Source organism: Streptomyces sp. NBC_00490 (assembly GCF_036013645.1).
Taxonomy (GTDB): Bacteria; Actinomycetota; Actinomycetes; order Streptomycetales; family Streptomycetaceae; genus Streptomyces; species Streptomyces canus_F.
On record NZ_CP107869.1, the window covers coordinates 2,510,483 to 2,524,935 of the forward strand.

A 14,453-nucleotide genomic window follows, 5' to 3' on the forward strand; every position below is an offset into this window, starting at 1 on the left:
TCTCCGCCACTTCGAACAGTCCGACGAGTTGGTCTTCCGCCTCGGGCGTGCCTGCCATGACATCTCCCCGTGAACGGCCTTCACGATTACCCGTTAAGCGTGAAGGCCGTTCACAACCACCGTCAATCCCCAACTTCGTTGGTTGGGAGCACAGTTGAGCTCACGCGCCCCCCTTGCGCGCGGGTCTGCGCTGGGCGCATTCCGCCCACACCGTCTTCCCTCCGGGGTGGTGGGGCTCGCAGCCCCAGGCGTCGGCGAGCGAGGCGACGAGGAGCAGACCACGTCCGGACTCGCCGTCCGCGTCAGGCGTCGGGGCGGGGAGACGCTCGCCTCGGGCGTCCGTGACCTCGATGCGCAGGGTGCCGGCTGTGAGGGTCAGGGCGAGGCGGGCGTGGCGGCCCCGTACACGGCCGTGCAGGGCGGCGTTCGCGGTGAGTTCCGCGATGAGGAGGGAGGCCGTGGCCGTGCCCTCGTCGCCGGCCGCGACCTCCGGGCAGTCCTGCTGGTCGGCGAGCCAGCGTTCGGCGGCGTGGCGGGCGGTGTGGGCGCCGTGTCTGCTGGTGGGGAACGTGAGGCGGAAGTGGTGGGTGGTGGCGGTCGGTTCACCGGTGACGGTGACGGTTTGCTGGATCACCTCACCGAGAGTGACGGAGTGCTTCTACTGTGTGGAGGGTGCGGGGCGGTACGGAGGGTGACTGTCCCGGGGCGGAGGGCGGGATGTACGGGCGTACGGCCGTGACCTGGCCGGGCGTTCGGCGGTTCGCTCCTGGTGCGACGGAAGTGGGCGGTGGTACGGGATGGCGGCACAGGCGGGCGGTTCGGGGGTTCCCACCGGCGGTGAGGCGGACGGCACGGACGAGGTCGCCGACCTGTTCCGGGCGCTCGGGCGGCAGATCAAGGTCGCGCGGGTACGGGCCGGGATGAGCCAGAAGGAGCTGGGCTAACGGCTCGGGTACAGCGAGGAGACGATCTCCTCCGTAGAGCGGGGGCGGCGGACTCCTCAGCCTGATCTGCTGATCGCCGTCGATGAGTTGCTGGGGTGTGGGGGGCTGTTGGCGGCTGCGGCGGAGGATGTGGAGCGGGGGCTGGCGAGGAGGAGGGTGCGGCATCCGGAGTGGTTCAGGGATTATGCGCGGTTGGAGGCGGAGGCGGTTGAGCTGCATTACTACGGCGCTCTGTCGTTGCCGGGGCTGCTTCAGACCGAGGGGCACGCGCGCGCTGTCTTCATCGCCCGCAGGCCATTGCTCGACGAGGAGACCATCGAGCAACGAGTGACCGCCCGGCTGGCCCGGCAGGAGATCCTGACCCGCTGGCCACCGCCGCTCGTGACGTTCACGATCGAGGAGTCCGTGCTGCAACGGCCCATCGGAAGCCGGGACGTGCACAGGGAACAGCTGCAGCGGCTGCTGAAGGTGGCCCCACTGCGCAACGTGGAGCTTCAGGTGATGCCCACCGACCGGTCGGACCACCCGAGCCTGGGCGGCCCCTTCACGCTGCTCACGCCAAAGGGGAAGCCTCAAGTCGGCTACCTGGAGGTGCAGAACACCAGCAGGCTGGTGACCGACGTCGAAGAGGTCCGTATGCTTGCCGCGCGCTACGGCAGCATCCGCGCCCAGGCACTCACTCCACGAGAGTCCCTGGCTCTGATCGAAAAGTTGCTGGGAGATCGATGAGCACCGAACAGCCCGCACAGCTCAGTTGGTTCAAGAGCAGCTATAGCAGTGGCGAAGGCGGCGAGTGCGTCGAGGTCGCCGCCGACGGGACCGCCGTCCGCGTAAGGGACTCAAAAGAACTGGGCGGTCCGCAGCTCGCGTTCGCGCGGGGTGCGTGGGCCGGGTTCGTCGCAGACCTCGGGCGGGACGGGTTCTGACCGACCGACCCGGGGTCGTTGCACTCAGACCTCGTGACGCGATCCCTTGCCCGGCGGCGGGTCCAGCACGGTTCGGTACTCGTCGCCGGTTACCCGGGCCTCTTCCATGCGGTCGTAGATGCCGACGATGAGGTCCTTGGTGCGGTACGTCCCGTGGGCGGCCTCGTCCCGCTTCCTGACCGTGGGGAACGTGTCCATCACGTAGTCCACGTCCGCCTGGCTGAATCCGTAGGCGTGGAACAGGGCCGCGTCCAGCTCTGCGCGGAGGAGTTCACGGCGCGCGCCGTCCCATCGGAAGGGGGCTCCCTCGTCTCCGTGGTCCTTGGCGAAGGGGGTCATGTCTTTTGAGGTGTACGAGAGTTCCAGCACCCGCGGTGTCAGCCAATCTGCCAGGCGCTCTCTGCCCGAGGCGCTGAACGGCAGCTCCGCGTCCGGCGATGGCACCGGGAACTGCATGACGTACCCGTAGGTCATCGAGGTGCCGGCGACCTTCTGCCGGACCACGTAGTCGAAGGCGAACGAGGCCAGCACTCCGCTCAGCGCGGCGGCGTCCGCTTCCACGAACATCAGCGGGAACTTGTGGCCGACGCCGTAAGCAGGGAGAGGCGTCCCGATCATGGTGCGGGTGTCTGTAGAGCGGGCCACGTCCCGCCACCCCATCAGCCATCCGCTCCACCACTCCCGCTCCGCCAACCGCGTCTCAACCCCGGGCCACATGATCCGGTTGCCCTTCTTGTCCCGCTTCCCCGAGTCCACATCGAACTCCGGCACCCAGTACCGAGGTAGCGGCACGAAGTCGGGGTCGTCGTGCTGTTCCGGCGTCACGCGCGGGAGAGTGCCGACGTTGGCCTGAGCCTGGGTCTGGCCCTCGTACGTGCCGAGGCGGTGGTCGAAGTGGTGGAGCATCTTCGCCTCGTACAGCGGGAGATAGCGGCGCGTCTTCCCCTCTTCGTCGATGCGCGTGAAGACGTTGCCGGTCAACTGCCAGCCCCCGTTCTCCAGTTCCTGCTTACCCCGGAACAGGTGGGAGTCGGAGGCCATGTTGAACAGGCCCTGCCGGAAGGTCAGCCCCCACGGATTGCCGCCGCCCCTGCCGTACTCGTCCGGCTCCTTGAGCAGAACCGGGACTCGGCTGTAGACGCCGAAGGTGATCTCCGCGTCGCGCCGGGACTCGAAGACCGGGAGGTTCCCGGTGTTCGGGTTGACCAGTAGGATCTCCTCCAACGGCATGGCGAACCGGCGCGCAGGCAGATCCTCCATGTACCAGGTTCCGAACGCGAAGGATGCCTCCCGGACCTGCTCCTCCCGGCCAGTGACCGTGAGCAGACAGAAGCGCGTCGAATGGTGCACGTCACGGCTCAGCACCCACGCTTCGTTCTTGAAGTCCAAGAACGACACCAGCCGCTTCGACCGCACCAGATCGGAGAAGAACGGCGCCGTCGTGGCGTCCGTGGCGATGCCCGTCTGCAGGACCAGCCCGAACCGCCCTCGCGGCGCGATCCCGTGCGACGCCGCCTCCGCGAACAGCGGGTACGTGTTCAGCTTGCCACGCGCGGCCAGCGGGAACCGGGCCGACCAGCGCGCGAGATGGGAGAAGCCGTCGGACAGCCGCTTGTCAGCGATGTATTCGGCGTGCAGTTCCCGATCGGCCTCGTCCTCGCTCTCCGCGAGCTCGTCGATCAGGACCTGACGTGCCGCCTGGTTCGCAGCCTTGGCGATCTTCGGGGCGGCAGTGGCGAAGTACTCCTCGGTCTTGAACTCAAGGGTCTCCCACGGCGGGTTCCCCAGCACGCAGCTGAAGCCGCCCTTCCACCCGGTCCGCTCGTCCACCCCCGGCGCCTCCGCATCCGCCGGGACCCGGAACACCTCCGGGAACTCCAGATGCCAGTGGAAGAACCGGTACTCCTCACGCAGCCGCACGACCTCCTCCACCGTGCCGTTCGGCAGGCTCGCACCGCCGTCCTCGGAGTGCAGCGCCAGCAGCGACTTGGTGGTCAGCGCAGGCGGAGTCGCCGTCTTCGTCTTCTCCCAGACGAACGCCGCGCACCAGGCGTCGGCCAGCTCCAGAGCCCGGATGTAGTCCGGGGAGGTGGTCAGTTCGCGGTACGCCTTGGCCTGGTTCCGGACGTCCTCCAGTTCCTGCGAGTCCGTCCCGGTGATCGCCGAGACCGTCTCGCCGAACGCCGAGTTGGACTCAGCCAGCACCTCCTCCTCCGCGAACAGGGCGTCCTGGTTCGCCCCGTGGCGCAGCGCGATCTTCCACGCGGTCCGCTCCGCCGCGTTGCGCTTCTTCAGGTCGGTGACGTGCTTCGACTCGTCGCCCTCCAGCGGCTTGAACGCGTCGTCGGGCAGGCCCTCGGCCAGCAGCTTCGGCGTCGTGCCCAGCAGCCCGTTGCCGTGTTTGATGTGGGCGTCGAGGAAGGTGAGCGGCCGGCCCGGCCTCATCGCCTCGATCCACAGCGACACCTTGGCCAGCTCCACTGCCATCTCGTTGAGGTCGACGCCGTACACGCACCGCGCGATGACGTCGCGCAGCGCGTGCCGTACGTCCTCCGCGCTCGGCTCGGGGTCGTCGGTGCGGATCTCGGCGAGGCGGCGGGCGATGCGGCGGGCGGCGGCGACCAGGAAGTGGCCGGAGCCGCAGGCGGGGTCGCACACCGTCAGGGCGAGCAGGGCGTCCTCGCGCTCCTTCTGTGTCGTACCGGACTTGACGGCCTGGTCGATGACCGGGACGAGGGTGGAGTCGAGGAGGCAGTCGATGAGAGGGGACGGGGTGTAGTAGGAGCCGGAGGTCTTGCGGTCGTTGCCGTCCAGCTTGGCCAGGACGTACTCGTTGCCCTCGCCGAGGCGCGGCTCCAGTTCGAGCAGGGACTCGTAGACCGAGCCGAGTTCGTCGGCGCCGAGGTGGCGGTAGTCGACCTTGCGGGGGCGGCCCAGCTTGGCGTCGTACACCTCGGACAGGGCGCGTACGGCCTCGTACAGGGACTGGTTGGACAGGCTGAGGCCGTCCAGGATCGCGTCCGTGGCGGTGGGCTCGAACAGGCCGCCCAGCGCGGGGAGTCCGAGTTCGGGGCGGCCGCCGGGGGTACCGAGGCCCTCGATGACCAGCCGCAGCGCCTGCCACTGGTCGCCGTGGAGGGTGCCGGTGCGGCGGGCGACGCGGCGCAGGCGGGCCGTGGAGAAGTACTTCTCGTACGTGTCGCGGGCCTGCTCGGTGGCCTCGGGGTGCAGGAGGAGGTCGCGGTCCTCGGTGACGAAGAGGAACAGCAGGCGGTAGGCGAGGCGGAGCAGGGCGGGGTGGAGGTCGTCGCGGACGTTCTTGTCGCGGGTGGTGCGCAGGGCGTCGCGCAGGTCGGCGTTGTCGGGGTGGGCGATCAGGCCCGTGCCGATCACGGTCAGGGCCTTCTCGACGCCCTTGCGGAGTTCCTTCAGCGCGCGGGTGCCGCTGTCGATGGCCTCGGTGCGCCACTTCTCCAGCGGGCAGGTCGCGGCCGGCTCGCCCTCGGCGCGGGGCTCGAAGCGGGTGCGGTGCAGCAGGCGCCACAGGAGGACGAAGTCGTCGGAGCGGTCGCCGTCGAAGATCGCGCGCAGGTCGAACTCGATGAACGCGGCGCCGGTGAGGGAGGCGGACTCGCGCAGCAGGCGCAGCTGGCGGCCGTTGGAGAGGACACCCCAGAGGGTGGAGTCCGCCGAGCGGTTGAGGTACTCCTGCACCATCGACTGGGGGGCCTGCTTGGCCAGTTCGGTGGTGCGCGTGTCGAGGGGGACGTTCCAGCCGGTGAGGTGGACGGGGACGTGCGCCCAGTGGTGACTGACCTCGAAGTCCTTCTCGCCGTCGTGGGAGGGCAGGCCGGGCGCGGGGACGGGGGTGAGGGCGCCGAAGCCGAGCTGCTCGAAGAGGGGCAGCAGCCAGCGTTCGGTGGTGACGCCGACCGCGTGCACGCCGGGGTCGGCGTCGGCGCCGTCGCGGGCCAGGGCGTCCTGGTAGGAGGCCCACACGCCGCGCAGGTAGCCCCAGGAGCGCTCGGCGGCGTCCCGTACCGAGTCGCCCTTGGCGTACAGGCGGTAGTCGGCGGGCTTGGAGCCGGTCTGCTCCTTGCCCTCCTTGATGCGGACCAGGAGGTCGTAGGGCAGGAGGCCGCCGACGGTGGCGACGGTGTCGGTGACGGAGGTCCTGGCGGTGCTCATGCGCCCACTCCCTGGGGAAACGTCGGGGCCGGGCGGTAGTGGTACACGCCCAGGATGTCCGGGTCGCCCTGCGGGACGACCTTCAGGCCCGCGAGGCGGGCGCGGGAGGCGGTGCGGACCCGGCGGTGCGAGGCTTCCAGGGTGCGACCCAATTCGGCCGACTGGTCCCGCAGTTCGGGCATGATCGCGGGCAGCGTGGCCAGGATCTCGGCGATGTGCTCGGCGGCGAACTTGGGGTCGGTGTTCTGCGTCGCGCGGGCTTCGAGGAGGGCCACGGCCTCGTCCTCCGGCAGCCACTCGGGCGTGTCGGGCCTGCCGCGGTAGGCGACCACGCGGGCGTCCTCGGCGAGTTGCTCGCGCACCGAGCCGTCGCGGGCGGGCAGGTTCAACTGGAAGCGGTGGCGCACCAGCAGGAGCGTGGTGTTCCGCTCCACGGCCTTCGTACGGACGACTCCGCAGCGGCGGGCCGGGCGCTGCCACTCCGGGACCTTGCCGGCGTCGTCGAGGGCCGCGTCGAGGACGAAGCGGGCGACGGCGGCGACCACCGGGTCGGTGCGGGTGAGGGCGGCCTCGCCGCGCGGGGCACTGGGGGCGTCGTGGAAGACGACCGGGCGGGGGTGGCGGGGGCCGAGCGCGTGCGAGACGGTGTCGCGCAGGCCCTGCGGGAGGGCATCGGTGTGCGCGGTGAAGCCGCCCTGCTTCGTGGGGGCAGGCATACCGCGCAGGGCGCCCAGGGCGCGGCGGGTGAAGTCCCGTACCTCCTCGCCGGTACCGAGCGCGGCACGAACCTCGTCGACCTCGGCGGCGACCTCGTCCTTCTTGATGGTGAGCTGGGCGTAGCGGGAGCGGTAGCGCTTCTCCCGCTCGGCGGAGGACTGCCAGGCGATCTCCAGCTGCTCGGCCACCTCCTCCTGCGCGAACAGCCCCTCCTGCTCGTACGCCGACCGCTCGCCGCGCAGGATCAGGCCCTCGAACACGGCCTGCATGGCGCTCTCGGACTCCTGCGGCACGGGCACGGAGATGCCTGTGACGCGGCGGATGCGCTCGTGCTTGCGGAGCAGGACGTTGAGGACGATGCCGTCGACGGGGTTGTCGGCGCCGTACAGGGTGAGCGCCTTGACGACGTCGGTGCGCTGGCCGAAGCGGTCGACGCGGCCCTCGCGCTGCTCGTGGCGGGTCGGGTTCCAGGCGAGGTCGTAGTGGACGACGGCGTCGAAGGACTCCTGGAGGTTGACGCCCTCGGAGAGGCAGTCGGTGGCGACTAGGACGCGGCGCTCGGGCGCGGGGTTGCCCTCCTCATCGGTGCCGGTCAGCTCGGCGATGCGGGTGACGCGCTGGTCGGGCGAGAGTTCGCCAGTCACGGAGGCGACCGCGACCGGGTGCTCGGCGCCCTTCTTGTTGAGGATTTTCTTGAGGTGGTTGGCCACGTAGTCGGCTGTCGCGATATAGCGGCAGAAGACGATGGGCCGGTAGCCCTTGTCGAGGAGGTCGGAGACGGTGGTGATCAGCTTCTTCAGCTTGGCGTCGCGGGTGGGGCCGTAGAGCTTCTTGGCCGATTCGGCCATCGCGACCAGGCGGGCCTTCTCCTCGTCGTCGGCCTCGTCGTCGATCTCGGTGCTGGTGGCCTCGGCGCCGGTGGCCGTGGGGAGGCGGGTGCCCGGTACGGCGTCCGCGGACTCGGGGGTCTCGCTGTCGGCCGGGTCGGAGACGGTGCGCTCCCCGGTGCGGTCCGCCTCGGCCGGGGTGTCCGCCTCCTCGACGCCGGCGCGGGTGTTCAGGGACTGCACGGCGGCGGCCGGGGAGGAGGACAGGGTGCGCAGCAGGGCGAGCGTGGACCACCAGCGCTGGCGCTGCTGGAGGGCGCCGTCGGCCGCGCGTACCGTCTCGCGGGCGTACGACAGGACCTCGTCGAGGAGCTTCTTGTAGTCGCGGTGCAGGGTGTAGGCGGTCTCGGCGGTGTCCCGGGAGGACGGGAAGTGCGCGCCGTCCTGGAAGTCCTCGCGGATGTCGGCGCGGCGGCGCTGCACGAAGAACTCGGCGAGCAGCCTACGGCCCGCGTCGGTGTCGAAGGGGACGGCGGCCAGACGGTCGTCGAGCAAGCCGATCAGGCGGCGGAACGGCTCCTCCTTGCCGCTGTGCGGAGTAGCCGTCACGAGGATGAGGTGACGGTCGGTCCGGTCGGCGAGGGCGCGCAGAAGCGCGTACCGCTGCTGGGAGGAGCGGGCGGACGCGCCGACCGTGGCGTCGGAGACGCAGGAGTGCGCCTCGTCGACGATCACTAGGTCGGGGCAGTTGCGCAGGAAGTCCTCCCGGTGGCGGGGGGACTTGATGAAGTCGGTGGAGACGACGTACGCGCCGTCAGGGCGGAACACCGACTGGCCGTACGGAGTCTCGCGCTCCAGACGGCCGATCGTGGACGGCAGCACGAGGCGGGCGTCGACGCCGAACTTGCCGTACAGCTCGGCCCGCCACTGCTCGGCCAGGGCCGGCGAGCACAGCACGACCAGGCCGCGGGCGTCGCCCTGTGCCAGCAACTCGGCGGCGATCAGCCCGGCCTCCACCGTCTTGCCGATGCCGACGTCGTCGGCGATCAGCAGCCGGACGGTGTCCTGGCGCAGCGCCATCAGCAGCGGGACCAGCTGGTACGGGCGGGGGTCGACGGCGATCGAGGCGAGCGACCGGAAGGGGCCCGCGCCGGAGCGGAAGCCGATGCGCAGGGCGGTGCGCAGCAGCCCGGCCGCCTGCTGATCGCCCAGGTCGGAGGGGGTGGGCGGGGCGAAGGTGGCGGGGACCACGGTCTCCAGGCCCGGCAGTACGCCCGCGATGTCGTCGTCGGCGCCGCCGAGCGGGCGCAGGACCAGCAGGTCGGGTGTGGAGTCGGGCAGCACGACCCACTCACGGCCCCGGGCGTGGACGAGGGAGCCGACAGCATACTGCCGGATCGGCTGGGCGGCGGTGGTCATGCGGGCCTTCCGGGGTCGGGGCGGGCAAGCGTGGATCGAGGGCAAGAGTGGTCGGGCGTGCGAACCGGGGCGGTGACCGGAAGGCTTGTCGGCGGGCCATGGGGCGGGGGTGGGCCTATGCGGTCCGCCCCCGCCCCGAGGTCAGCGGCGCGCCTCGCCGAACACCGAAGGGTAGTCGGCCACGGCCTTCGACCAGTCGTCGTCGTAGCGGATGCGGACGACCTCCCAGCCGATCTCCTTCAGCCGCTCGGCGGCCTCCTCGTCGCGCAGCGTCGTCTCGGCGTGGTCGTGGTGCGGGCCGTCGACGAAGACCGCGACCGGGCCGAAGGAGGTGTCGTACACGAAGTCCGGCTTGGACAGGGCCGCGCTCAGCCTGACCTGCTGGTGGTCGGGCAGGCGGTGGCCGTGGGTCGTGAGGTAGGCGACGAACCGCTCCTCCAGGGAGGAGTCGGCGCCCTCGATGAGCGCGTCGGCGTGCTCGTCGCGGGTGCGGCCCGCGTGGCTGGAGCCGACCTCGCCGCCCGCGAAGTCCATCAGCAGCTGCTTCACCAGGGTGCGGTCGATCATCCGGTGGTGGCGCTGGTTGCCGAAGGAGAGCAGGCAGTCGTAGCAGCCCTTCTCGCACGGGTCGCCCTTGCGCTTCTCGGCTCCCCGGTCGCGCCCGACCTGGTCGAAGTGCGCGATCTCCAGGGCCCGGCGGGCGGCGCGGGCGAGCGCGTCGGGCTCCGCCTGGAGGCGGCGCAGGACGCCCGCGCCGCCCTCGGCGCTCTCGATGAACAGCAGCCGCTCGCGGGGACCGTCGTGCGGCGGCAGCTCCTCGGTGTCCAGCTCGGAGTCCTCCAGCTGGAACTCGGCCTCGATGCCCCGCTCCAGCGCGTACTGAAGGGTGATCGCGGTGTCCTTGTCGACGGGGGCCGCGAGCTTGAGGACGAGGATGTTGCGGGTGTCCTGGACGTACGGGATGACGGGGATCTTGCGCACAACCTTCTCCGCGTCGGCGAGGCCCTCGTCCTCCACCGGGGTCTCCCGGCCGGGCGCGCTCGCGCTCGGCCTGCCGGTGGAGCCGGCCAGCCACTGGCCGGTGACCGGGTCGAGCCAGAAGCCGATGTCGCCCTTGGCGACCGAGCGGCGGTAGCCCAGGTTGGTGAGCCGGACGGTGGCGCTGTCGCCGTAGACCAGTTCGGCGAGGAGGCGGCCGGCCGCGGCCTTCGCCTCGGCGCGCAGCGAACCGTCCCGGCCGCCCTCGTGCTGCTTGAAACGGTAGGAGATCTCCACCGCGTAGCCCGTGCGCTGGCGCTCCTCCTCGTCGGAGGAGATACGGTCGCGGCGGTGGGTGAAGACGGTGTGCAGGTGCAGCAGCCCGGTGCGGGGGTCGCCGTACGAGCTGTTGCAGCCCAGGCAGGTGTCCTCGCGCAGTTCCTCGGGGGACAGATAGCCGCAGCCCTGGCACACCTTGGCGCTCTCGGTGGTCAGTTCGCCGCTGGTGTCCGGGGGCAGCTGCACCCGGTCCACCTTGAACCGGCTGCCCTCGTGATAGATCAGCGCGCCCGGCCCGAACTCGCGGATCGCGATGAACCGGGACCGCTGGAGGTAGTCGCCGTCGTAGCCGCGGCTGGTGCGGCCCGTGCCGGGGATGTAGGCGGCGAGCGGCAGCCGGGGGAAGGAGTAGCCGGGCAGGAAGCCCTCGGAGGCGAAGTAGCGGTACGGGTAGAAGTCGGACAGCACCGTGCGCTCGCCTCCCTGCCTGTTCTCCAGGAGGGCGATCTGGTTCTCCGCCTGGGCGCGGCGGCGGACGGCCTGGGCCTGGGAGCGGCCGGTCGCCGTGCGGTTGCGGATGTTGTCGTGCTGGATCTCCCGCTCCTCCAGGGCCTTGCGGTAGAGGTTCCGCCAGCGTCCGCACTTCTCGTCGAAACGCCCGGGGGCCTTGGCGACGGTGTCCTCCAGCCACTGCTCGTGCCACCAGGACGTCTCGCGCAGGGCGTCGACGCAGCCCGCGAGGACGGTGCGGGCCCGGACGAGGGCGCGCTGCCGGGCAGCCGGCCCGTCGATCTGCTCCCGCACCTCGGGCAGCAGCTCCAGCGAGGGGGTCTTGCCGTCGGTGTCGAGGATCCTGGTCATGGTGCGGCCGAGTTCCAGGCGGGTCTCGGCGAGCCAGATGGCGTGCACGTGCGAGGCGAGCAGGTCCTCGTTGGCCAGGTCGAGGCGGGGCGCGGCGACGGTGCCCGCGACCATCTGGTCGGAGCGGGTGAAGTAGTACTGGTCATGGCTGTTGCCGGTCGCGCAGTACGTGGTGACCAGCGCGGGCTGGCCCGAGCGGCCCGCGCGGCCCGAGCGCTGGGCATAGTTCGCGGGGGTCGGCGGGACGTTGCGGAGGTTGACGGCGTTGAGGCTGGCGATGTCGACGCCGAGCTCCATCGTGGGCGAGCAGTACAGCAGGGGCAGCGGCAGCCCCTTGCTGAACAGCTTCTCCCGCTCCTCGCGGACGTCGGGGTGGACCTGGGCGGTGTGCTCTGCGGCGTGCAGTCCGGCGAAGGTGGACGCGACCTCCTTGTAGAGACCCTTGAAGAAGGCGTTGACGCGGGGGCCCCGGCCGGTGCGGTAGGTGCGGCGCAGCCGGTCCACCGCGCCGTGCTCGTCGTCGCGGGCGTGCCAGCGGATCACCGGGTGGTGGATCTGGTAGCCGGGGTCCTCGCCCCGGCCCTGGGTGATCCGGCTCAGGACACCGCCGTCGGCGAGGACCTCCAGCAGGTCGCGGATCACGTCCTGGACGTCGTCGAGGGAGAGGTCGTGGCCCCAGCCCGGGAAGGTCTCCGGCTTGCGGACGTGGCGGCCGAAGGCGGTGCGGCCGGTGAGGTTCAGCTCGCTGCGGGTGCGCCCGGAGCGGCCCGGCCGGCCGGAGCGGGCCACCGCGACGCCGGGCGCGGGGGGCGCGGACTCGGTCTCGGCGATGGCCCAGGCGTCGTTGAGCTTGGCGGACTCCTTGCCCAGTTCGTTGAATTTGGCCTCGGTGAAGTACGGGGTGTCCACGGCGCGCTGGCGCCGCAGCTCGTCCATGAGGACGCGGGCCAGGTCGAGCCGGGTCGCCGGAGTGGCGGTGCGCAGCGGCCCGGCGGCGCGCTGCCAGCGCTCCTCGTCCTGGGCGATCTGGTCGAGCCCCGCGTACTCCAGGCCCAGCAGACCGGTCTGCTCCAGGTTGGGCATGGTGATCCGCCAGCCACGCTCCAGGTCGAGGAAGAGCCGGTACTCCGCCACCTGGGCCAAGGCGCTCAGCGTCTCCTCGGCGAGTGCCTCCACCTCGGTGGGGTTGTTGGCGTACTCGTGACGGGCCAGCCCCATGGCGGCCACGACCTCTTCGCCCAGCCGCTTCCAGCGCAGGCCCGCCTCTCCCGCCTTCAGCATGGCGCGGTAGAGGGCGCCGCGCAGCTGCGTGACCATGACGAAGTCGTTGAAGTGCCCCGCCTGCAGGCTGGCGTCCTGACGGTTGTCGACGAACGTGAGCAACTTGCGTGCGTCGTCGTCGAGTTCGTCCGCGGGCAGGCTCTTGAGGTGGCGGACGATGGAGGCGCTGACGACGGAGGTGGCGGTGGAGCGGCCTTCCTGGTCGAGCGTCATCAGCTTGGCGAAGTCGCGCTCCCTGACCTGCTCGTAGCTGACCCCGCACTCCAGGCAGAACAAGAACGGGGCGGGCAGGTAGGTGGCGTACAGGCCGTCTGCGTCCTTGTTCACCGCCGTGCCGTCGGGCCTCACCCACACGGGCTGCGGGGCGCGCTTCTTGCGGCTCGCGGTGAGGACGGGCGTGCCCTTCTTCGGATCGAGGGTGAGCCAACTGTCGGGGAAGCGGCGCTGGTCGATCGCGTCCGTGACACGTTCGGGCCACGGGTTGGCGGCCGAGAGGTAGAGGTAGCCCTGCTCGTCGTCCGCGTCCTCACGGGTGCGGAAGGCGAGCGTGCCGTCGTCGCTCTGCTCGCGGGCCACGGTGAGGTACTCCTGGCCGCACTCGCGACAGAAGGACAGCGGCAGCAGGAGCTTCTCCGGCTCTCCGGGCACCCGCTGCTGGTAGGTACGGGTGATGTGGCGGCTGTCTGCCGGCTCCAAGGAGACGTACGCCGAGCCGCCCTTGGAGAGGAACTGGTGGAGGCGGAACGCGAACAGTGCGCGGTCGTCGGCGTCGCGGACCTGCGTACCGGCCCGGAGCGTGGACCGGATCGCCTTGGTGCAGGCGGTGTACTGCGCGTCCTCGGGTGCGTCGCGCGGGATGTCGAAGGCGTCCTCGCGCAGGACTCGCGCGGCGAGCTCCACGGTGGTGGGCTTGGCGCGCACCAGCAGACGAGTGTCGTCCTCGTCGGTGGTCTCGGTGAGGCCGAAGGCGGTCTCGACCCAGCGGGCCAGCGGGTCGGCCTTGAGTGCGTCGTACTCCAGCGGAGGGTTGTTCTCCCTTACCCGGGCGGCGAGTTCGGCCCGCGTGGGTGTCGTGTCGCCGGTCGCGCGGACCAGGGTCTCGCCCACCACCCGGTCCGGGGAGATCTCCGTGTCGAACAGCGTGGAGGCGACCTCGGCGACCTCAATGCGGCGGGCGGCGGGGGTGCCCTTGGTGGACATGGTGGCGGAGGTGCCGACGCACTGCAGGGCGGGCGACTCGCACGCCTCGCGCACACGCCGGACCAGCAGGGCGACGTCGGCGCCCTGACGGCCGCGGTAGGTGTGCAGTTCGTCCAGGACGAGGAAGCGCAGGCCCTTGGCCCGGCCGATGAGCCGCTTGCGCTCCTCGGGGCGGGTGAGCATCAGCTCCAGCATCACGTAGTTGGTGAGCAGGATGTCCGGGGGGGTGTCGAGGACCGCGTCCTTCTCGGACTGCTTCTCCTGGCCGGTGTAACGGGCGTATGTGACGGGCTCGTTGCCCTCGCCGTATCCGGCGGTGAGGAACTTTCTCAGCTCGCCCCGCTGGCTGTTGGCCAGCGCGTTCATCGGGTAGACGATGATCGCCTTGATGCTCGGGGGGTCTCCGGGCCGCTTCTCGCTCAGGATCCGGCTGACGATGGGCACGATGTAGCCGAGGCTCTTTCCGGAGCCGGTGCCGGTCGTCAGGACGTACGAGTCCTTCGAGTCGGCGGCCTCGATGGCGTCGCGCTGGTGCCGGTGGAAGCGGATGGGACGGATCGTCGCACCCCGCTTGTCCTTGCCGGTGCGGAAGATCCGCTTGCACTCGGGGTGGAGGAGGCCGAGGTCGTCGGCGAGGTGGTCGACAGTGCCGCCGCTCGCGAAGCTCGGGTTGAGCGAGAGCCAGGGGTCGGGCCACTGGTCGCCGTCGGCAAGGGACTTGGTCACCTTCTCGCCGATCCGCGGGTCGTCGATCACCACCGATCCGGACGTGTACTCCTTGTAGTCCCGGATGAGCCGGCGGTGCACCTCGAAGACGTCCACGTGATCCTCAC

The 14,453-nt window shown here is 70.8% G+C and carries 5 protein-coding genes and 1 pseudogene; 2 read left to right on the top strand and 4 right to left on the bottom strand.

The window, feature by feature from the left end:
- Positions 1-160: 160 nt before the first annotated feature.
- A complete protein-coding gene (locus OG381_RS11320) occupies positions 161-634 on the bottom strand; it encodes an ATP-binding protein (RefSeq protein WP_327715981.1) in 474 nt (157 codons plus the stop codon).
- A gap of 163 nt (positions 635-797) precedes the next feature.
- Between OG381_RS11320 and OG381_RS11325 the strand changes: the two are divergent.
- Together OG381_RS11325 and OG381_RS11330 are read left to right on the top strand one after the other, a co-directional pair.
- Positions 798-1,673, top strand: a pseudogene (locus OG381_RS11325) (helix-turn-helix domain-containing protein).
- Complete coding sequence (locus tag OG381_RS11330) at positions 1,670-1,870, top strand: DUF397 domain-containing protein (RefSeq protein WP_327715982.1); 201 nt, start codon at positions 1,670-1,672, stop codon at positions 1,868-1,870. Before OG381_RS11325 ends, OG381_RS11330 begins: the two are co-directional and overlap by 4 nt.
- 24 nt (positions 1,871-1,894) lie before the next feature.
- On the opposite strand, the gene OG381_RS11335 is transcribed toward OG381_RS11330, so the two are convergent.
- The 3 genes from OG381_RS11335 to OG381_RS11345 all read right to left on the bottom strand — a co-directional run bounded on the left by OG381_RS11335 (position 1,895) and on the right by OG381_RS11345 (position 14,442).
- Positions 1,895-6,058: an Eco57I restriction-modification methylase domain-containing protein gene (locus OG381_RS11335; RefSeq protein ID WP_327715983.1), complete on the bottom strand. Its 4,164-nt coding sequence runs from the start codon at positions 6,056-6,058 to the stop codon at positions 1,895-1,897.
- Entirely contained in the window at positions 6,055-9,021 is a 2,967-nt protein-coding gene (locus OG381_RS11340) for a helicase-related protein (RefSeq protein WP_327715984.1), read from the bottom strand. The genes OG381_RS11335 and OG381_RS11340 overlap by 4 nt, the downstream gene beginning before the upstream one ends.
- Positions 9,022-9,162: 141 nt before the next feature.
- Positions 9,163-14,442, bottom strand: a complete 5,280-nt coding sequence (locus OG381_RS11345; protein ID WP_327715985.1) for a DEAD/DEAH box helicase — start codon at positions 14,440-14,442, stop codon at positions 9,163-9,165.
- Positions 14,443-14,453 lie beyond the last annotated feature (11 nt).